At 60.2% G+C, this 17293-nt stretch carries 18 protein-coding genes and 2 pseudogenes; 13 read left to right on the top strand and 7 right to left on the bottom strand.

Annotation, left to right across the window (positions count from 1 at the left end):
• The first annotated feature begins 58 nt into the window (after nucleotides 1-58).
• From ccoN to ACFXS9_RS16430, 9 genes and pseudogenes are all read left to right on the top strand, one after another.
• Complete coding sequence (gene ccoN / locus ACFXS9_RS16470; protein ID WP_392690357.1) at nucleotides 59-1717, top strand: cytochrome-c oxidase, cbb3-type subunit I; 1659 nt, start codon at nucleotides 59-61, stop codon at nucleotides 1715-1717.
• A gap of 6 nt (nucleotides 1718-1723) precedes the next feature.
• Entirely contained in the window at nucleotides 1724-2455 is a 732-nt protein-coding gene (gene ccoO / locus ACFXS9_RS16465; protein ID WP_392690355.1) for a cytochrome-c oxidase, cbb3-type subunit II, read from the top strand.
• Between the two features lie 2 nt (nucleotides 2456-2457).
• On the top strand, nucleotides 2458-2637 hold the full coding sequence (locus ACFXS9_RS16460; RefSeq protein WP_392690353.1) for a cbb3-type cytochrome oxidase subunit 3: 180 nt from the start codon (nucleotides 2458-2460) through the stop codon (nucleotides 2635-2637).
• Nucleotides 2628-3508, top strand: a pseudogene (gene ccoP / locus ACFXS9_RS16455) (cytochrome-c oxidase, cbb3-type subunit III). The gene ACFXS9_RS16460 and the pseudogene ccoP overlap by 10 nt, the downstream one beginning before the upstream one ends.
• A 234-nt stretch (nucleotides 3509-3742) precedes the next feature.
• Nucleotides 3743-4534, top strand: a complete 792-nt coding sequence (locus ACFXS9_RS16450; RefSeq protein WP_392699814.1) for a DUF2189 domain-containing protein — start codon at nucleotides 3743-3745, stop codon at nucleotides 4532-4534.
• A gap of 25 nt (nucleotides 4535-4559) precedes the next feature.
• On the top strand, nucleotides 4560-6827 hold the full coding sequence (locus tag ACFXS9_RS16445) for a heavy metal translocating P-type ATPase (RefSeq protein WP_392690352.1): 2268 nt from the start codon (nucleotides 4560-4562) through the stop codon (nucleotides 6825-6827).
• On the top strand, nucleotides 6824-6997 hold the full coding sequence (gene ccoS, locus ACFXS9_RS16440) for a cbb3-type cytochrome oxidase assembly protein CcoS (protein WP_392690350.1): 174 nt from the start codon (nucleotides 6824-6826) through the stop codon (nucleotides 6995-6997). Before ACFXS9_RS16445 ends, ccoS begins: the two co-directional genes overlap by 4 nt.
• Nucleotides 6998-7298: 301 nt before the next feature.
• Nucleotides 7299-7466: a hypothetical protein gene (locus ACFXS9_RS16435; RefSeq protein WP_392690348.1), complete on the top strand. Its 168-nt coding sequence runs from the start codon at nucleotides 7299-7301 to the stop codon at nucleotides 7464-7466.
• 381 nt (nucleotides 7467-7847) lie between these two features.
• Entirely contained in the window at nucleotides 7848-8327 is a 480-nt protein-coding gene (locus tag ACFXS9_RS16430) for a hypothetical protein (RefSeq protein ID WP_392690346.1), read from the top strand.
• Nucleotides 8328-8932: 605 nt separating this feature from the next.
• On the opposite strand, the gene ACFXS9_RS16425 is transcribed toward ACFXS9_RS16430, so the two are convergent.
• The 4 genes from ACFXS9_RS16425 to ACFXS9_RS16410 form a co-directional block, all read right to left on the bottom strand.
• Nucleotides 8933-9127, bottom strand: coding sequence for a hypothetical protein (locus tag ACFXS9_RS16425; RefSeq protein WP_392690344.1), 195 nt, complete (start codon nucleotides 9125-9127; stop codon nucleotides 8933-8935).
• A gap of 1851 nt (nucleotides 9128-10978) precedes the next feature.
• Entirely contained in the window at nucleotides 10979-11227 is a 249-nt protein-coding gene (locus ACFXS9_RS16420) for a DUF3551 domain-containing protein (protein WP_334366936.1), read from the bottom strand.
• Nucleotides 11228-11273: 46 nt separating this feature from the next.
• Nucleotides 11274-11465: a hypothetical protein gene (locus tag ACFXS9_RS16415; protein ID WP_334362505.1), complete on the bottom strand. Its 192-nt coding sequence runs from the start codon at nucleotides 11463-11465 to the stop codon at nucleotides 11274-11276.
• Nucleotides 11466-11570: 105 nt separating this feature from the next.
• On the bottom strand, nucleotides 11571-11774 hold the full coding sequence (locus tag ACFXS9_RS16410; RefSeq protein ID WP_392690342.1) for a hypothetical protein: 204 nt from the start codon (nucleotides 11772-11774) through the stop codon (nucleotides 11571-11573).
• 182 nt (nucleotides 11775-11956) lie between these two features.
• On the opposite strand from ACFXS9_RS16410, the gene ACFXS9_RS16405 reads away from it, so the two are divergent.
• From ACFXS9_RS16405 to ACFXS9_RS16395, 3 genes are all read left to right on the top strand, one after another.
• On the top strand, nucleotides 11957-12301 hold the full coding sequence (locus tag ACFXS9_RS16405) for a hypothetical protein (RefSeq protein WP_392690340.1): 345 nt from the start codon (nucleotides 11957-11959) through the stop codon (nucleotides 12299-12301).
• A complete protein-coding gene (locus ACFXS9_RS16400) occupies nucleotides 12301-12447 on the top strand; it encodes a hypothetical protein (protein ID WP_392690338.1) in 147 nt (48 codons plus the stop codon). Before ACFXS9_RS16405 ends, ACFXS9_RS16400 begins: the two co-directional genes overlap by 1 nt.
• 419 nt (nucleotides 12448-12866) lie before the next feature.
• Nucleotides 12867-13025: a hypothetical protein gene (locus ACFXS9_RS16395; protein ID WP_392690336.1), complete on the top strand. Its 159-nt coding sequence runs from the start codon at nucleotides 12867-12869 to the stop codon at nucleotides 13023-13025.
• 556 nt (nucleotides 13026-13581) lie between these two features.
• On the opposite strand, the gene ACFXS9_RS16390 is transcribed toward ACFXS9_RS16395, so the two are convergent.
• From ACFXS9_RS16390 to ACFXS9_RS16380, 3 genes and pseudogenes are all read right to left on the bottom strand, one after another.
• On the bottom strand, nucleotides 13582-13755 hold the full coding sequence (locus ACFXS9_RS16390; protein WP_392690334.1) for a hypothetical protein: 174 nt from the start codon (nucleotides 13753-13755) through the stop codon (nucleotides 13582-13584).
• Nucleotides 13756-13817: 62 nt separating this feature from the next.
• Complete coding sequence (locus tag ACFXS9_RS16385; RefSeq protein WP_392690332.1) at nucleotides 13818-14399, bottom strand: transposase; 582 nt, start codon at nucleotides 14397-14399, stop codon at nucleotides 13818-13820.
• A gap of 87 nt (nucleotides 14400-14486) precedes the next feature.
• Nucleotides 14487-14540 (bottom strand): annotated as a pseudogene (locus tag ACFXS9_RS16380) (hypothetical protein); the annotation flags it as partial.
• Between the two features lie 389 nt (nucleotides 14541-14929).
• On the opposite strand from ACFXS9_RS16380, the gene ACFXS9_RS16375 reads away from it, so the two are divergent.
• Nucleotides 14930-17047, top strand: a complete 2118-nt coding sequence (locus ACFXS9_RS16375; protein WP_392690330.1) for a DUF3363 domain-containing protein — start codon at nucleotides 14930-14932, stop codon at nucleotides 17045-17047.
• Nucleotides 17048-17293: the final 246 nt, after the last annotated feature.

Raw genomic sequence — 17293 nt, 5'->3', positions numbered from 1 at the left:
CGGCACTTCAGGGCTTTGTAAAAAACTGCTGGCATCCCCTTTCGTTTGGAGCTCCAGGATGGTCGCCCAGCTCACAAGGAACGAACGGCAGCTTGCGCTGATCATTCTACTCGCGATTTCCTTATGTGGGCTCGCGATGGGGGCTGTCGGGCACGGCGACCCACTAGGCATCCATGGCGCCATCGTGCTGCTTGCCGGCATCGCCGGCACGTTCGGTGTCATTTCCAGCTACTACGCACCCGAGCCCGACGACAGCCGGCTCGACCGCTATTTCGATGATCCCAGCCGAATGGGGATAATCCTCGCGATGGTGTGGGTCGTCGCGGGGCTTTTTGTCGGTGATTGGATTGCATGGCAGCTTGTTAATCCGAACCTGACATTCGACGCGGCTTGGTCGAGCTTCGGCCGCCTCCGTCCGGTGCATACCTCCGGCGTGATCTTCGGCTTCGGCGGCAATGCGCTGATCGCTACGTCCTTCTATGTGCTGCAACGAACCTCGCGTGCGCGCCTGCCGGACCAATTGAGTCCGTGGTTCGTGCTGCTTGGCTACAACCTGTTCTGCGTCATCGCGGCAACCGGCTACCTGATGGGCATCACGCAGTCGAAGGAGTACGCCGAACCGGAATGGTATGCCGACGTTTGGCTGGTGATCGTGTGGGTGACCTATTTCATCATCTATCTGCGCACACTGGCTCGCCGGAAGGAGCCGCATATCTACGTGTCGAACTGGTACTACATGGCCTTCATCCTGGTCGTGGCGATTCTCCACATCGTCAACAACCTCGCCGTCCCGGTTTCAATCGGTCAGGCCAAGAGCTATTCGGCATTTTCCGGCGTCCAGGATGCGATGACGCAGTGGTGGTACGGGCATAATGCGGTCGCGTTCTTCCTGACCGCCGGCTTCCTCGGCATGATGTACTACTACCTTCCGGTGCGTGCCGGCCGCCCGATCTTCTCCTATCGGCTGTCGATCATCAGCTTCTGGGGCATCACTTTCATGTACATGTGGGCGGGTTCGCATCACCTGCACTACACCGCGCTTCCGCATTGGGTCCAGACGCTCGGCATGACGTTTTCGGTCATGCTGCTGGTTCCTTCATGGGCATCGGCCGGCAACGCGCTGCTGACGCTGAATGGCGCCTGGCACAAGGTGCGCGACGACGCGACCCTGCGCTTCATGATGGCCGCGGCCGCGTTCTACGGCCTGGTCACGTTCGAAGGCTCGTTCATGGCCATTCGCTCCGTCAACTCGCTGTCGCACTATACCGACTGGACCGTCGGCCACGTGCACGTTGGTGCGCTCGGCTGGGTCGCAATGATTACTTTCGGCGCGATCTATGCATCGGTGCCGTGGCTTTGGAAGCGCGAGCGGATGTATTCGGGCAGGTTGGTGGAAGTGCACTTCTGGCTCTCACTTGCCGGAACGGTGGTCTACGTTTTCGCGATGTGGAATTCTGGCATCATTCAGGGGCTGATGTGGCGGACCTACAATGAAAGCGGAACGCTTGCTTATTCCTTTGTCGACAGCCTGGTTGCGATGCATCCCTATTATGTCGCGCGCGCTATCGGCGGCCTGCTGTTCCTGATCGGCGCATTGGTCGCATGCTACAACATCTGGATGACGATACGGACGGCCGATCAGCCGGCCGACGAACGGGTTGCCGATCATCCCGTTCCCGCGCTCGCAGGCCTTTCCGCGCCTCAACCGGCGGAGTGACCCGGCATGTTCAACCTGCATTACCGTCTTGAGCGCAAGACCATCGGCTTTCTGCTCGCCATCATCGGCGTTGCCAGCATCGGCGGGGCGGTGGAGATCATACCGTTGTTCACGATCCACCAGACCGTCGAGGACGCCCCGGGCATGCGCGTTTACACGCCGCTCGAGATCGCAGGCCGCAATATCTACATCCGGGAAGGCTGCTACGCCTGCCATTCGCAGATGGTCCGGACGTTACGCGACGAAGTGGAACGCTACGGCCCTTATTCGCTCGCCGTTGAATCCAAATACGATCATCCCATGCTGTGGGGATCGAAGCGGACCGGGCCCGACCTTGCGCGCATGGGCAACAAGTATTCGGACGAATGGCATGTGCGGCACCTCAACAACCCTCGGGACGTCGTCCCGGAATCAGTGATGCCGCATTATTCGTGGCTCGGTCGCACTGAACTGCGCCATGACGACCTCGGCGTTCATCTGGCGGCGCTTCGCAAAGTTGGCGTGCCCTACACCGATGACATGATTGCCAACGCGATGTCCGATGCCTACGGACAGGCGGCGCCCGATACACCCTACGCCGAAGGGGTTACCAAGCGTTACGGTGCGGCGACCAATGTGCGTGCCTTCGACGGCAAGCCGGGCGAACTGACCGAACTCGATGCCTTGGTCGCGTACCTGCAAATTCTCGGCAAGCTGACTGACGCTGCGCACAAGCCGGTTGCCGCGGCGGGAGGTTGATCATGGACAATGATTTTGTGGTCTGGTTCTCGAAGTCATTCGGTCTGTTCTATCTGATCGGGCTTTCGATCATCATCGTCGCCTATGCGTACTGGCCGTCGAACAAGAAGCAGTTCGACGAAGCGGCGCAATCGATTCTCGAGCACGAGGACAAGCCGTACAGGGATCAGCCATGGCGGTAGGCGAACGCGACCCCCATACCGGCTATATGACCACCGGTCACGAATGGAACGGCATCAAGGAATTGAATTCGCCGGTACCCCGGCCCGTCTATTTCTTCCTGATTGTAACGGTCTTGTTCTCCGTCGTTTACTGGGTGCTGATGCCAGCATGGCCGCTCGGGGTAACCTATACGAAGGGCCTGCTCGGCATCGATCAGCGCACCACCGTCAGCGAAAGCCTGGCACAGGCTGCACTTGAACGCGGCGCCTGGTCCAAACGCATTGAGGCTGAGAGCTTCAAGGAAATCCAGGCCGACCCCCGTTTGATGGAAAACGTGCGGCAGACCGGTCGGACGCTGTTCGGTGACAACTGTGCGCCATGTCATGGATCGAACGCACAGGGCGGCAAGGGCTTCCCGAGTCTGACGACGGCGTCATGGCTTTGGGGCGGCGATCCCGAAAGCATCGCCGAAACGATCCGCGTCGGCATCAATTCGGCCCATCCGCAAAGCCGGACATCGCAAATGATGGCATTCGGGCGCGATCAGATGCTCAAAAAGGGCGAGATCGACGACGTCGTGACTTACGTGCGCAGCCTTTCCGACCCCGCTGTCGCGAAAGATGTGCCCGCGGCGAAAATCGAGGCCGGCAAGGCCGTTTTCGCCGCCAACTGCGTCACCTGCCATGGCGACGACGCCAAGGGCAAAACCGATCTCGGTGGACCGGACCTGACGGACCGATCCTGGATCTACGGCGGCGACCCCGAGTCGATCTACGAGACTGTGGGGGCGGCCGGCAGGGCCGCATGCCAAGTTGGGATGGAAGACTCTCACCGCTCGACCGCAAAATTCTTGTGCTCTATCTGTTCGACCTCCGCCGGAGGGAACGATGAGCGCGACCGGCGCAGCGACGAGGCATGTCAGAACAAAGGCCGTTCTTTGGGTCGCGATTGGCGCCGGGCTGTTACTGGTACTGATCGCCAATTCGCACCTCGTCTATGTGGCAATCGTGTCGCAACCGGAATGCGTCGCGCATGTGCGCCAGGGCGAGGGCTCTGCGAAGGATGGAAAGTTCAGCGCGGCAAGGTCGTCATGTACACCGCGATGAGATAGCAGGGAGATCAATGATGACGCCGATTCCGGCTGTTGTTCCACCTCTGCCGCGCGCGCGGTCCTGGAAGCGAAACGTCGCTCCCGCAGCCGCTTTTGATTGGCTCTCGGCCGGCTGGCGCGACTTCACAATCGATCCGGCAACCAGCATTAGTTACGGGCTCCTCGTGTTTCTGGTCTCCGTCGTCACTGTCGTTGGCCTATTCGCGCTTCGCTGGGACTACATCCTGCTTCCGGCGTTTGCCGGTTTCATGGTCGTTGGTCCAATCATCGGAATCGGACTGTACGAAAAGAGCCGGCGCATCGCAGAAGGCAGATCGGTCAACTTGTGGCAGATGGTCTACGTCAGGCCGGAGTCTGGCGGCCAGGTTCTATTCGCAGGCGTGCTGCTCTTTCTGCTGACGCTGTTGTGGATGCGCGCCGCTGTCATCCTGTATGCGCTGTTTTTTGGCCTGCGGCCTTTTCCCGGCCCCGACCGCATCATCCCCATGCTGTTCACGACAGAGATCGGCTGGGCGTTGTTGCTGATCGGCAGCGCCGTCGGGGGCCTGTTTGCGGCGTTTGCATTTGCCATCAGCGCCTTCTCCATCCCGATGCTGCTAACAGAGCGCACGGACGCTTTGACCGCCATGAGCACCAGCATGGCGTTGGTTTGGCACAATCTGCCGGTCATGTTGACCTGGGCGGCAATCATGCTAGTGCTGATCGTTATCGGCATCGCGACCGGACTGCTGGGCATGATCGTAATTTTCCCGGTGCTGGGACATGGAAGCTGGCACGCATACCGGACGATGCGACCTGAGTCCTAGCGCGAGGCATTTGGAGTTCTCTCCGATGGGTTGTTGCGGTTCGGGAGCAGAATTGACGGCGATGCTGCCAGCTGCGTGCGCAAGCGACGAAGAGGTCTTGCTCGCGAGTCGCATCGTAGCTGATGGCATTCGCCAGACCGACCTCGCCGTGCCGACGATTCATTGTGGCGCATGCGTCCGGACGATCGAGAAGGCGCTCGCCGGGCTTGTGGGCGTCGAAAGCGCGCGGGCCAACCTTTCGGCCAAACGCGTGACGGTCAGGTGGCAATCAAACGGCGGCCCGCCGCCGTTTGTCGAGACTTTGAAGCGGGCGGGCTTCGAGGCTCATCTGTTCGACGTTGAGTCCGACAAGGACGACGGCGCGCTGTCCGAATTGATACGGGCGCTTGCCGTCGCGGGCTTTGCCTCAAGCAATGTCATGTTACTTTCGGTGTCGATCTGGTCAGGCGCTGAAGCCGAAACCCGAGACCTCTTCCACTGGTTGTCCATGATAATCGCGCTGCCTGCGCTGGCTTATTCCGGTCGGATATTTTTTCGGTCGGGTTGGCGAGCCCTCAGGCACGGACGGACCAACATGGACGTTCCGATCTCGCTAGGTGTGCTGCTCGCCTTCGGAATGAGCGTCTACGAGACGGTGCAACACGGTCCGCACGCCTATTTCGACGCCGCAATCTCGCTGCTGTTCTTTTTGCTGATCGGGCGCACGCTTGATTACATGATGCGGGAACGGGCCCGGCAGGCCGTCAGAAGCCTGGTCCGGCTCGCGGCACGAGGTGCTTTCGTGATGCAGGCGGATGGCACGCAGGCTTATCTTCCTGTCGAGGAGATCGTGCCCGGCATGAGTGTTGCGCTTGGCGCCGGTGAACGTGTGCCCGTTGATGCGATCGTGAGCAAGGGTGATTCCGAGCTTGACGTTTCGCTGGTCTCCGGTGAGAGCGTGCCGCTGCGTGCGACTGTGGGATCGACCGTGCGCGCGGGTACGCTGAATCTCACCGGTCCGCTAACGCTTGTCGTGATGGCGAAAGCCAGCAATTCATTCCTCGCTGAAATGATCCGGATGATGGAAGCGGCCGAGCAAGGTCGATCCGGCTATCGGCGTATCGCTGACCGCGCAGCGGCGCTCTACGCGCCAGTCGTGCACGTCGCGGCATTTCTTACGTTCATCGGTTGGATGGTCGCAACCGGCGATCTGCACAACGCCATCACCATCGCCATCGCTGTTCTCATCATCACGTGCCCTTGCGCGCTCGGACTTGCGGTACCGATCGTGCAGGTGATAGCCGCGCAACGGCTGTTCAAGAATGGCATCATGGTCAAGGACGGTTCCTCGATTGAGCGCCTCGCAGAGATTGACGCGGTCATATTTGACAAGACGGGAACGCTGACGTCGGCCGCGCCGCGCCTGGTCTCGGCGGAACACATTGATAGCGCGTCTTTGAAACTCGCAGCCGCTCTTGCCTTGCATTCCCGGCACCCCTATTCACAGGCGCTCGTCGAAGCTGCCGCTGGCCTTACGCCGTCGCGAGTCGTGTTCGACGATATTACCGAACAGGCGGGCTTCGGCTTGCAGGCGAAAGCAGGCGCGACAGTCTATCGGTTGGGGAAACCGTCGTGGGCGCTCGCCAGTCCGGAATCGATTGTCGGAACTGCGTCGGTTGCTCTGACACAGAATGGCCAGTGGATGACGGGGTTCTGCTTTGAAGACAAACTGCGGACGGACGCGGCTGTTACCGTCGCAAAGCTGCAGCAAAGCGGCTTTCGAGTGGAGATCGTTTCTGGCGACCGCAAGGGACCGGTCGGACTTGTTGCCGCCGCGCTTGGCGTTCCATATCGCAGCGGGGTGACGCCCAACGAGAAGGTTGCACGCATCAAGTCGCTCACTGCGGCTGGTCATAAGGTTCTTATGGTCGGAGACGGACTTAACGACACGCCGGCGGTCGGCGCTGCCCATGCGTCCATGGCCCCAGCCTCTGCTTCGGACGTCGGACGTTGCGCGGCGGACTTTGTCTTCCTGCGACAAAGCCTGCTCGCAGTACCTCTCGCGGTGTCCGTCGCGCGCGAGGCTAGACGTTTGATTCGGCAAAACCTGGCGCTCGCGGTTGCCTACAACGTCGTGGCGGTGCCGATCGCAATCATGGGCCTTGTGACGCCGCTGATTGCCGCCGTCGCGATGTCGGGATCATCAATTCTAGTGGTTGCCAACGCGCTTCGCTTGAAGGGCGTGGAAGGGAGCCCAGCCAGTGCTGCCCCGAACACCATTTCGGCGGCAGCCATTCTGGAGGCCGCCGAATGAAGGATTACTTTTATCTGATACCGATTGCATTAGGTCTCGGCCTCACGGCTCTCGCAGCGTTCATGTGGTCGCTCAAGACCGGGCAGTACGACGATCTTGACGGGGCTGCCGAACGCATTCTCCATGAAGAAACAGACGCTCCCATCCGGACTACCCAGCCGGGTCGCTGATGCCGGCGGCTATGCACAGCAAAACCACAGATATCTGGCTTAACTGAACAAGGCTGTCGGAGAGCGTGGATGCCGCACCTGATCAGGTATTTGCGCCTGGTGGCGCCGACGAGGCGGTGGGTCCAGTTGAGACATTGTCCTTGATGACCGTTTTTTGGCACCACGAAACGGACGTTTCGACCGTGCTCGTGGATGACCGCTATTGGAGGTACACTATTGCACGCCGCCCTATTGAGGGTTGTGCAATGAACTTAAGAGTTGCGGTCTGTCGAGAGAGCAACGGCCGGCAGTCGGATGCACCATGAGTTTCCGTCTTAACCTGACCACCTGGGTCATGCTGATGATCGGCCTGCTGGCCGCGCTGCTCATTTTCGTTCAGTTGCGTACGCTCAATATCGCCGTCCAGGGGGCCGCGACCTCGACGATGGACGCCGCGAGCACAACCTTGTTCAGGGCCTGCAATAGATAGTTTCCATGTCGGATACGACAACGGCCACTGGCTGCAGGTGCAGCGGCTCGAACAGCTGCAAGGCGAGCAGCGCGACCACGTGAGCGGCCCGCCCGATGCGGCGTTCGGTGTGACGGTTAACCGATTTAGCGTTAAGCGCCGGGAGGCCTACCCCCCGAACTTCCCCAGACGCACCAACGGCCTGCTGGCGCATGCCGACGCGCGTGTCGACCGAAAATACCTGGGCGCAATGTGCCCTGGAACCTCGCTCCGATGAGCGCGCGTACGATGAAGGGAGCGACGGTTCCAACGTCGACCACGATACATAGCTCCACCGACTTAGCTGTGGACAACCGGAACATTTTGCTTGACCGTTACGGCGCTCGATAGCCCCGCAACAGTTTGGAGCGTTGTAAAATGAGTTTTACTGACGAACTGCTCGCATCGAAGTTTGACAACATTGAACGCGATATTGGAGACATCATCCAAACTAACAATCGCGCATTACCTTCAATCCATATTATTCCGAAAGACGACCATCCGCTTCCGAAAGGCCCGCTGCCCGACTACGTCGAGCACAAGGAGGGCGTCAATCAGGTCGGCAGACTATCCGCCGAAGCGGTCGTTCGCGAATACGATGCGGCCGTAAAGGAGATCGAAGCGCTCGGTGCCGAACTGACAGAGGCTGCCAAGAAGTGCGAGGCCACGGTTGCTGGCGTTCATGCGACGGTCAGCGAGATCAAGGCGTTGGCGGCAAGCTATCGCGAGGAAGGCAAGCGCTACTTCTTGCAGATCGAGGAGTGTTCGCTAACGACATCCGAAGTGCGCGCGGTCTGCGAAGCGCTCAAGAAAAAAATATCTAAGGGCACTATCAACGCCTAGTTGTCGGGGGTTTTGGTCTGACCGCGACGTCCATTGTCGTGTCGGCCAGCGTAGTATTATCACAACCAGTAGAAGGGGGCCGACGCAAGGCTGAGAGGGCTCCACGGATCTTCTCGCGTTCTGTACCTATTGGGCAGACATTGCCACCTTTTCCCGCTTGTATCGGTGCGCCAGACGGGTACCCACTACCCTGTCTGGCTGTTTGAAAATGGGAATACTTGTATCGGCGCGGACCCCGCGCTGGGGCCATTTTTATTCACGATAGACAGGCTCTTATGACGGGCTACGCGGTCAGGATCGTCCGCCGTCCTCATTTAATTTTCTTCAGCGCATTGAGGCTGAGCCTCTCTCCCATATCTCTGAAGTTTCTTCGTGAGCGATAATTCAAATGGTTTCATGATCGCCGGGGTGCGTCCATGCGGAATGAGTGGGAGCAAATGTCGATTGAGGAACTGTTCGAACTGCACCAACAGATGCAGTCAGTTCTCCGCGAAAAACTGCTCGCCAAAAGGGCAGCGCTAGAAGATCGATTTCATCAGCTCAACCAGCCGCGGAGCGATGCAGCAAGCGCGAAGCCCGCTCGACGGGTGAAGCCGTCGACCTAGCTAAACCGCCAATCGAGATTCGGTGTACGAAGCGGTGTCGCTCGGTGAAGGTCGGGGACGCCTTTGCGCGGTTGACGCTTGCAGCGCCTCTGCAATATGCACCGCTTCTCTGAGCCCTTGAAGTTTGGCCATGCGGTGGGAAAGATCGAGGTCTATCTGCGAGAGACGCTGCTCCCTTGAAATAAACTGATCCATCTTTTAATCCTCCTACCAACGCACTCAGAACTTTGCAGGTTATAGGTCTGCCCGCTTTGTTACACATGGCGGGACATGTTCAGTCAGAAGATTTGTGGACAGGGTGGAGTAGGCGTCAGTACGTGGCTGAAGAGAAGGCATTTTAAAAACCCCTCACTAACTATTACTCATAGTTCATTGTGAAGAGGGGCGACGGCGGCTTCAACAGGATTCGTCTAATTTGAGAGCCGCACCCGGAGTCTTACGGGCCGTTTTCACTCCAGGATCTCATCTTCAAAGGCGACGCCTTCAGGGTCGTTCTCCTCGAACCACTTTTCTGCAGCGTCCACATTGGCGAACACCTTGATATGCTCGGCGTCGCCGATTTGCTTGCTAGTGTTGACATAGTCGGGCCGCCTTTCTCCGCAACGAGGATCAGCGCTCGCGCGCGCAGCGGAATTGCCGAATGACAGGGTTAAAGCTAACTTTTGCGGTCCGGTAAGATCGCGGCCCCGAAAAAGGTGCGGCCATGCTAAAGCGCTGGCATCTCAGGAATTTCTTCGGTTCCGTTTATTTGACACGGCTGTACTGGCTGGTGCGGAATCTCTTGCCGTGGGGCAACACCGTACAATTTGCCCTCATCTTTCCAGCCAGGATGGATCACAATTCCGTATTGCCCCCAACGGAGGAGATCATTACCAAGGCGGCGGAATCGCGAACGTCGGCACCGTGCCATTCAACCCATTGCTGCTGCAGGTTTCGGCTGTAATCGGAAATAACAACTTGCCCGGTCCCGGTCCCGCTACGGTGAGGGTAGGTCTTAGAATCTATGGTCCAACAGATCTGTTGTACCCCGGCGAAGTAACAGGCCATTCATTCGGCCTGAGTCTGGCCGCTATTCAGTCAGCTATCCCCGAAGTCACTGCCCAAACTTCCTACAACTACTTCGGCTTGGACACGCTCTTGCGCTTTCACAATGGCGTCGCCGGCGTGAACACCTCAGTCGATATAAACTACACCGCGACACTGGGCCGAGCTTCGGCGAATTTCACAACTGTCTACACCAACGGCCAACAACCAAATTACGAAACGCCCACTGTTACTCCTGGCTTTAGGTACTCCGAAGCACCGCTCCAGCCAGTAGGGCCACCATAATCGAATTAAGCGACGGCGGCCGTTTGGTAGTCGTGCCGAACCAAGGCACCGAAGCCGAAATCAAGTAAGCGGGCATGCGCCGTGCGAAGGCGATTAGGCCCGCCGGCATCGCGGCCGCCTAGGCGCGCTCTGAATTAGCCATTCCGGGGGTGACCGGCGGTGGCAAGGCCCGGCGTGTGTCGTCCGGAAGCGTCGCGCGCCGGGCCGCCTACCTGACGCCCGGACCTGATGAGGCAGTGGGGGTCACGTTGTGTCGCTCTCCCGCCCTCGCTGGCGATCCTGGACGGCATCGATGTGCCGGCGCCGGGGCGCTCGTGTTCGGGGCAGGAAGGCCGGGCTACTCGGGTGAAGTCCCAAGCGGGGAGATGGACAAGGCGGGGGGGCCACTTCAAGAACCCCAGGACCCTGCACGGACCTCCGGGACCGGCCGGACCGGGCTGGGACTCCCTTGGCGTGGCACCTTAGCCGGTGCACCGTTGCCGTGGCGTCCGCGCGGGCCAGGTGCGATGTATTCCCCGAGGATGCGCCTGGCATCCTCCATAGCCCGCAGTACGATGTCTTGATCCGGGGTATTCATGGAACGCGCCTTAACTAAGCGCGATTCAATCACATCCCCCTGGCGATGGTTCCTAAAGCGATCCTAGGATTTGCCAGACGATCGCCCGCACCAAAGTCACCAGCATCGCATAAGCGGTCCTGCGGCCAATGCGGTTCACTTTAGTAGACCCGGCGATGCCGCCGATAGCCCGCGGGCTCTTGCGAACTCGCGAAATATGGATTGATGACGCACTGTGCCGATCGGCCCGATGCCGACGCGTTGCATTGGGGCAGCGACGTGTAGCTGCATTCGTAATAGATGGTCCGGTCGTACAGGCGCAGGCAAACCGGATAAGCCGGATCGTACATCTGGGCAGTCGCCGGAGAGACCATCCCGATCGTCAAAATCGCCAAGGCCAGAATGCGCATCAGAGCCTCCTTCTGCATTCAGCCCAAGGAGTGCCAGCCTCACTCTTTAGCTGATAATCTCCTTGACCTTGATGCCCCGCAAGGCCTCGATGCAGTCAGCTACCAAATGCAAGAACTCATGCCGCTTTATGCTTTTCACCTGACGCCCTTCCATATTGATGAGAATGAACCTCGCCATTTCGTGGGCGACTTCAAACTGCGATTTGCCGGTAACCTCAACATCGATCCTTTCAGCCATTTCGCTCTCCGCTAGTTGGAATTGGAAAGCAGCAGCCTGTGGCGAACACCTTGATGTGCTCGGGATCGCCAACCTGCTTGCTGGTGTCGATGTAGACAAAGACGGTCATTGGTCTCTCTTCAGTTTGCGCCTGCTCCAGTGATGACTTTTGCGATCGGCGTTGAAGACCCGCTCGACGTGACGATTTAACGCCCGCATGACGCCGATACGGGCCAGCATCGTCGGCCCGCCGCTCTCCGCAACCAAGATTCGCGCCTCCATCGCCGCCTGCCATTCCGGCGCTGAGTGCTCCGCCTTCGGCAGATTCATGATGTAGGTAGCGGCATCCTTCAACGTGAGGAGCCGCCGACCATCGGGAAGCGGTATTGGATCCTCAAACGAGGCGGACCAAGGCAATAAAATCTACTCGGGCAATGATCTTGGGTGTTCCATCTTATCCAAGACTATCGGTAGCGGCTTGTCATCTTGTTCTTGTTTTGTACTATCGCCAAATGACGACCGATCGTGAAATCGAGACCCTGTTCAGGCGGCTCCGGCTCTACGACCAGCTTGACCGCCGCGCCGAGGGGCTCGTTCGAACGATCCAGAGGGTATTGAGGGAGCGCTATGGGACTAGGCACGTGCGTTCCGAAATCGAGCACATGCGCGCCCACGTCGGAAGGCAGCGTAAGGAGATACTGCTGCTTCAACGCGCCGGCATCTCGACTGCGTCGGCCGAGTTATTGCTAACGAGGATGCTCGCGAAGATCGAAGGGCTGTGCGCCGAGCGGGACCGGCTGAAGAAAGAGCAGGGCGGGCCGACGAAAGGGCGCGTGCTGGGCGGCCGGAGCTGGTGATGCCAGAGCCGCTCAAATGGTACGACGAGAAGGCTGACAACTCCCCCTGGATCAACGCCCTTGCCGAGGTGCGTCAGCGGGCAGCGCGAGAGCACATCTTCGCGACGTTCGCCATCGCCCCGCTCGGTGGTTCATCCCTCGGCTAGTCAAGACCGCGAACGCCTGCCGTTTCTCGACCCACATTGACAGTCTCGAAGGTGTCAACTGGCTGATCGCGAAGCACGCAGCAAAGATTGATAGCGGCGCGTGATGCCGCGAGGCAGGATCGTGACAGGAGCCCGCCGGTTCACGCCGGCGGGCTTTACCTCGTCATGCGGACCTGTTGAACTCTAGAGCCGTTCCTCGGGACATGACTGGGGAGACCGGAGCGGCCTCGGCAGGCAAGCGAGCGACCCAGACCGAGACCGCTTCTTTCTGCCCGTGGGTTGACGTTGCAATTGAGCGTCCAATTCCGCCAAGAGTCCTTTGCAGAATCCGGCTAGCGTTCCCATCATCCGCCTGTACAGTGATGAGTCGTTACATCTCATGATCGTGGGGGCGAGTCATGCAGAGCGAGTGGGAATCAATGACGATCGATGATCTGTTCGCGCTGCGCGAACAGATGCACGATGTGCTCAGCGCGAAGCTGACGGCTAAAAAGATCGAGCTCGAACGTCGGCTGAAACAACTCAATCAGCAGTCAAAACTAATCCAGACGGTGAATCCTGCCCTGCCAGGGTATTGATGACCTTCGGACAATGCGGCCTCGCTTGGACGCTTCTGCCGCTCGTATCGATTCTTTGAGCTTCTGATTTTCCGTCCTTCGATTGAGAAGATCGGCCGTGGTCTGCAAAAGACGCTGCTCGAAATCGTGGAAAGACCGTCCCATCTGAAATACTCCCTGCCTACAAGACAAATTTTGGTTTCAAATAATGGTAGCTCGGCAAGCAATCATCGTGCCGCGCGCCCCCTGCTAGCACCGTATTTGTACGGTGCCACTATAGGCCGGGTTTGTTACAGGACGTTTTCAACATGTTCGGAAAACGGTTTCGTCGGGCCCGCCTGTAACTTCGGGAATAGTCCATCCGATGCGGGGTTGACTGGGGTAACGCTAGGCCAGTTGGCGCGTAACTCCACCATGTGGGACAGGGTAGACCGGTTTCGTAGAGAGGCTCAGGATTGCAAGGATCGGGCCGCAGGAGCACGGGACCCGATCGATGGAGATGCGTGGTTGAAGCTTGCTGAGGACTGGCTCGTGCTCGCCAGAGTTAGCGAAGCCGGCGAGCAAAATCCGCCGGCCGTTAACGTCCGCCTTGCATCCGAGTAACGGCAACAAGAAGCTCGGGGCGTTCTAATACTTCGACCAACTTATCGAGGATGACCCGCTCATTATTTCGCCGTATGGGCTCTAGATATTCTTCAAGTATGCGTTGGGCATCACTAACGGCCTGAAGCGCTAGCTGTTCATCGGTCATTCTTTCGCCTCCGCAGCAGCTAAAGCGAGATGAACGAACTTGTGTGGAACCAGTTCCATCCGTCAAGCGGTTGCAGAAAGCGCGTGGCTACTGCGTCGTCCGCCAGCGCGACGGAAGCGAGTCTTGCACGTTTCTTTTGCGCTACGCCGAACTCCACCCGCCAGCCGGAACAACAGCCCGGTAACGATGCCGTGCTTGCGGGCAACGCTGGAGACCGTCGTACCCGGCTGCTCGGTTTCCATTACGATCGCAAGCTTCTGTTCATCGCTGAAGAAGCGCCGGACGGGCGTCGCTGGTGTTTGCGCAGCGTCATTTGCTGCTCCTGTCAAGTGGCTTTCGGAGGCCGATTCCTTAGCACTAGTGCCAACGACGGGGCGAGCGGAGGGGTGAAGATGCGCGCGCCAGTCGATTTCAATCTCGCCGTCGTCCAACCGGTCACGCCATTTGCGGAGCGCATAGGGCGACAGAGACAGCGCAGCAGCGTATTCGCGCACGCCCATTCCGCTCCAGTTCGTCGCCTCGACGTGCATAGCCCAGAACGCCTGAACTGCTCTCGATTGCGTGTTGGTGCTCACGCTAAAGCGCCGCCGCTGGCGTCGTTTCAGTCCTTTTTCTCGCTCCTCGCGACGCTTCTCGCGGCGCAATTCCGTCTGATATTCCGTAAGCTTGCGTGCTGCCTCCTCGCCAGTGAGCGCGTTGAGCCAGCGCGCGAACGTTCCCTCGTCCAATCGATGCCGACGGCAATACGCGGCACGCGAAACGCCGCTGCGCCGCCAGGCCTCGATGTGAATCGACCACCACTCGCGTCTGGCTTTGTTCTGGAAATGTTTTGGACCCTCCGGAGATTCTCCAATGCAGCAGAGAACCCGAAATGGAGCGGGAACGCACTCTCAGAAAGGAAGGCAAGATAAAGCGAGATTCCTCGCTGCCGGAACTTCGTTCCTAAGTTTTTGTCTGCACATTGCTTTTGCGCGGCTCGGTTTGAGCCGGTGAGGTGAGGCGGGGGCGCTTCCGATACTTTCTTCTTTGTTTCCAACGGTCTTGGCGAGGTCGCTTGCAATGTGCGGGATGCGCGAGACCGACGTGCTTACGCTGGCACAAGTGTTTCTGCGCTCCTCCGCGATTGGCGCATTCGGTTCTTGCGCGAAGTGTTTCGACTTCCAATCGTCGTCTCATGGCACATGACGAAGAAGACTTCCGCATCCGTCCCGGCAAGGTCCGTGATCGCAATGGTGCGGGGACGAGCGCCCGCCGGATCGGCGGGATGCGCCGACGACGGGTCAGCTTCCTCGGTGAGGTCCATCAGGCCATCCGCCGGGCGGGCGGCAATCCCGATCGGCTAAGCCGGACCAGAAAGGGAAGCGGCCGGTTCAATGCTCGCGGCCGGGGCGCTGCAACGGCGCTGGAGCTGAAGGATCGGAGCGCGTGGAACCGCGACGGGAGCGGCCGGCGCACGCGGGCACGGCGGGTGGCGGTGAAGGCTCGCGTGGTGAAGCTCAACCCGCAGCGTGGAGCCGCCCGTGGGCGGCAGTTCGTCAGCGCCAAGGCGGTGGACGCGCACCTGCACTACCTCGAACGGGACGGCGTAACGAGGGATGGCGAGAGGGGCCAGGTCTATTCGGCCGAGCGCGACGTCGAGGATGGCCGCGCGTTCCTCGATCGGGGTCGCGAGGATCGCCATCAGTTCCGCTTCATCGTCTCGGCCGAGGACGGCGTGGAGCTCGCCGACCCGCGCGAGACCACCCGCGATCTGATGAAGCAGATCGAAGCCGACCTTGGGACGAAACTCGACTGGATCGCGGTCGACCACCACAACACCGGCCATCCCCACACCCACATCATCGTCCGCAGCGTCACCGAGGAGGGGAAGACCCTCAACATCGCCGGCGACTATATCGCCTACGGGATTCGCGAGCGCGCCAGCGAAATCGTTACCCGAGAACTGGGGCGGCAGACCGAACTTGAAGTGACAAAGCAGCTTGAGCGGGAGGTGGATGCCGATCGCTTCACCCGGCTCGACCGGATGTTGATCGCCGAGCAGGAAGGGAAGGAGCCCGCCGACCTGCGTCCCGACCGGGACCTGCGAGAGACACTCCGCCAGAACCGCGCCCTGCTGATTGAGCGGGCGCGCAAGCTTGAGCGCATGGGGTTGGCGACCGAGGTCGAGACTGGGCAATGGATCGTATCGCCCAAAGCCGAGCCGGCGCTGCGCGAGCTTGGCGAGCGCGGCGACATCATCAAGACCATGCACCGGGCGCTGGAGCGAGAGGGCCTGGCGGGGGATCGGCACCCCGCGCGCTACGTCCTGCACCGCGAGAATGCGGCCGAACGCATCGTCGGCCGGGTGCTGGACAAGGGGCTCGGGGGCGACGAGATGGGCGACCGGGTCCGGCTGCTGATCGACGGGGTAGACGGGCGCGTGCATCATATTGAGATGGATGCCGCTCACGCCGAGCAGGTCGGCCGAGGCATGATCGTCGCGGCCGGCTCCGCCCCTCCCGGGCCTCGCGCCGCAGACCACAACGTCATGGATATTGCAGAAGGAGGCGTCTACCGTCCGTCCGAGCATCTGGAGCGGGCGAGAACTGCCATCGACCGCCTCGGCGGCGACCCCGAGGCCTTCGTTCGCTCCCATGTCCGCCGCCTGGAGGCGCTGCGCCGGGCCGGCCATGCCGAGCGGATCGACGCCGATCACTGGCGCGTCCCTGCCGATCTCCCCGAGCGCGGCCAAGCCTACGATCTGGCGCGGGACCGCGCGAACATCCGCATAAGCGTTCTGTCTTCCACCGGCCTCGATCAGCAAATCGGCCATGACGGTGCGACCTGGCTCGATCGCGACCTGGTGTCCCGTCAGCGCGTCGCGCTCGCCAGCGAGGGGTTCGGCGAGGAGGTGAGGGCGGCGCTGGAGAAGCGCAAGCAGGCGCTCGCGAATATGGGTCACGTCAAAGAGCTCGGCGACGGTCGCGTCTGGGCACCAAAGGATCTGATCCAGCGGCTTGAGGCCGCCGATATCGAGCGAAGCGGCAAGGCGCTTGCCGCCGAACGCGGATTGCCATGGCGGCGCGTCGTTCCGGGCACTCATGTGACCGGTGAGCTCGTCGGCTCCACCCGTCTATCCAGCGGCCGGTTCGCCATGCTCGAAACCCTGAACGGCGATGGCGGTCTCGGCTTCAGCCTCGTGCCCTGGCAGCCCGTGCTCGACAGGCACGTTGGGCAACACATCTCCGGCCTCATGCGTAGTGGCGGCGATATTGAATGGAGCTTCGGCAGAAAGCGCGGGTTGGGGCTGTGAGCCGAAGTGGAAGCCCCCGAACTGCTTGAGTCCAAGCAGGCCGGATCGGCGTCATCCCGTCAAGGCTGGCGCGTTTCGCGCCCCCGCTTCGCGGCTCGCGGCCTTGACCGGCTGTCGCCGATCCGGCAGGGGCTTGCCAAGCACCTAAGACTTGATGGGAAGCGGAACGCTTCCTTTGCCCGACACGGGCAATCAGAGCGTCCGCTGGCGTCAGGGGGACGATTGAAACTACGCTAAGCCTGAACA

The sequence above is a fragment of the Bradyrhizobium sp. RDI18 genome (genome assembly GCF_043203335.1).
GTDB lineage: Bacteria > Pseudomonadota > Alphaproteobacteria > Rhizobiales > Xanthobacteraceae > Bradyrhizobium > Bradyrhizobium retamae.
This window is presented reverse-complemented; position numbering and strand designations above follow the sequence as displayed.

Excerpts from the sequence above, each read along its gene's own strand:
- ccoN (WP_392690357.1), top strand. The coding sequence starts at position 59 with ATGGTCGCCCAGCTCACAAGGAACGAACGGCAGCTTGCGCTGATCATT.
- ccoO (WP_392690355.1), top strand. The coding sequence starts at position 1,724 with ATGTTCAACCTGCATTACCGTCTTGAGCGCAAGACCATCGGCTTTCTG.
- ACFXS9_RS16460 (WP_392690353.1), top strand. The coding sequence starts at position 2,458 with ATGGACAATGATTTTGTGGTCTGGTTCTCGAAGTCATTCGGTCTGTTC.
- ACFXS9_RS16450 (WP_392699814.1), top strand. The coding sequence starts at position 3,743 with ATGACGCCGATTCCGGCTGTTGTTCCACCTCTGCCGCGCGCGCGGTCC.
- ACFXS9_RS16445 (WP_392690352.1), top strand. The coding sequence starts at position 4,560 with ATGGGTTGTTGCGGTTCGGGAGCAGAATTGACGGCGATGCTGCCAGCT.
- ccoS (WP_392690350.1), top strand. The coding sequence starts at position 6,824 with ATGAAGGATTACTTTTATCTGATACCGATTGCATTAGGTCTCGGCCTC.
- ACFXS9_RS16435 (WP_392690348.1), top strand. The coding sequence starts at position 7,299 with ATGAGTTTCCGTCTTAACCTGACCACCTGGGTCATGCTGATGATCGGC.
- ACFXS9_RS16425 (WP_392690344.1), bottom strand. The coding sequence starts at position 9,127 with ATGGATCAGTTTATTTCAAGGGAGCAGCGTCTCTCGCAGATAGACCTC.
- ACFXS9_RS16420 (WP_334366936.1), bottom strand. The coding sequence starts at position 11,227 with ATGCGCATTCTGGCCTTGGCGATTTTGACGATCGGGATGGTCTCTCCG.
- ACFXS9_RS16415 (WP_334362505.1), bottom strand. The coding sequence starts at position 11,465 with ATGGCTGAAAGGATCGATGTTGAGGTTACCGGCAAATCGCAGTTTGAA.
- ACFXS9_RS16410 (WP_392690342.1), bottom strand. The coding sequence starts at position 11,774 with ATGAATCTGCCGAAGGCGGAGCACTCAGCGCCGGAATGGCAGGCGGCG.
- ACFXS9_RS16405 (WP_392690340.1), top strand. The coding sequence starts at position 11,957 with ATGACGACCGATCGTGAAATCGAGACCCTGTTCAGGCGGCTCCGGCTC.
- ACFXS9_RS16400 (WP_392690338.1), top strand. The coding sequence starts at position 12,301 with ATGCCAGAGCCGCTCAAATGGTACGACGAGAAGGCTGACAACTCCCCC.
- ACFXS9_RS16395 (WP_392690336.1), top strand. The coding sequence starts at position 12,867 with ATGACGATCGATGATCTGTTCGCGCTGCGCGAACAGATGCACGATGTG.
- ACFXS9_RS16390 (WP_392690334.1), bottom strand. The coding sequence starts at position 13,755 with ATGACCGATGAACAGCTAGCGCTTCAGGCCGTTAGTGATGCCCAACGC.
- ACFXS9_RS16375 (WP_392690330.1), top strand. The coding sequence starts at position 14,930 with ATGGCACATGACGAAGAAGACTTCCGCATCCGTCCCGGCAAGGTCCGT.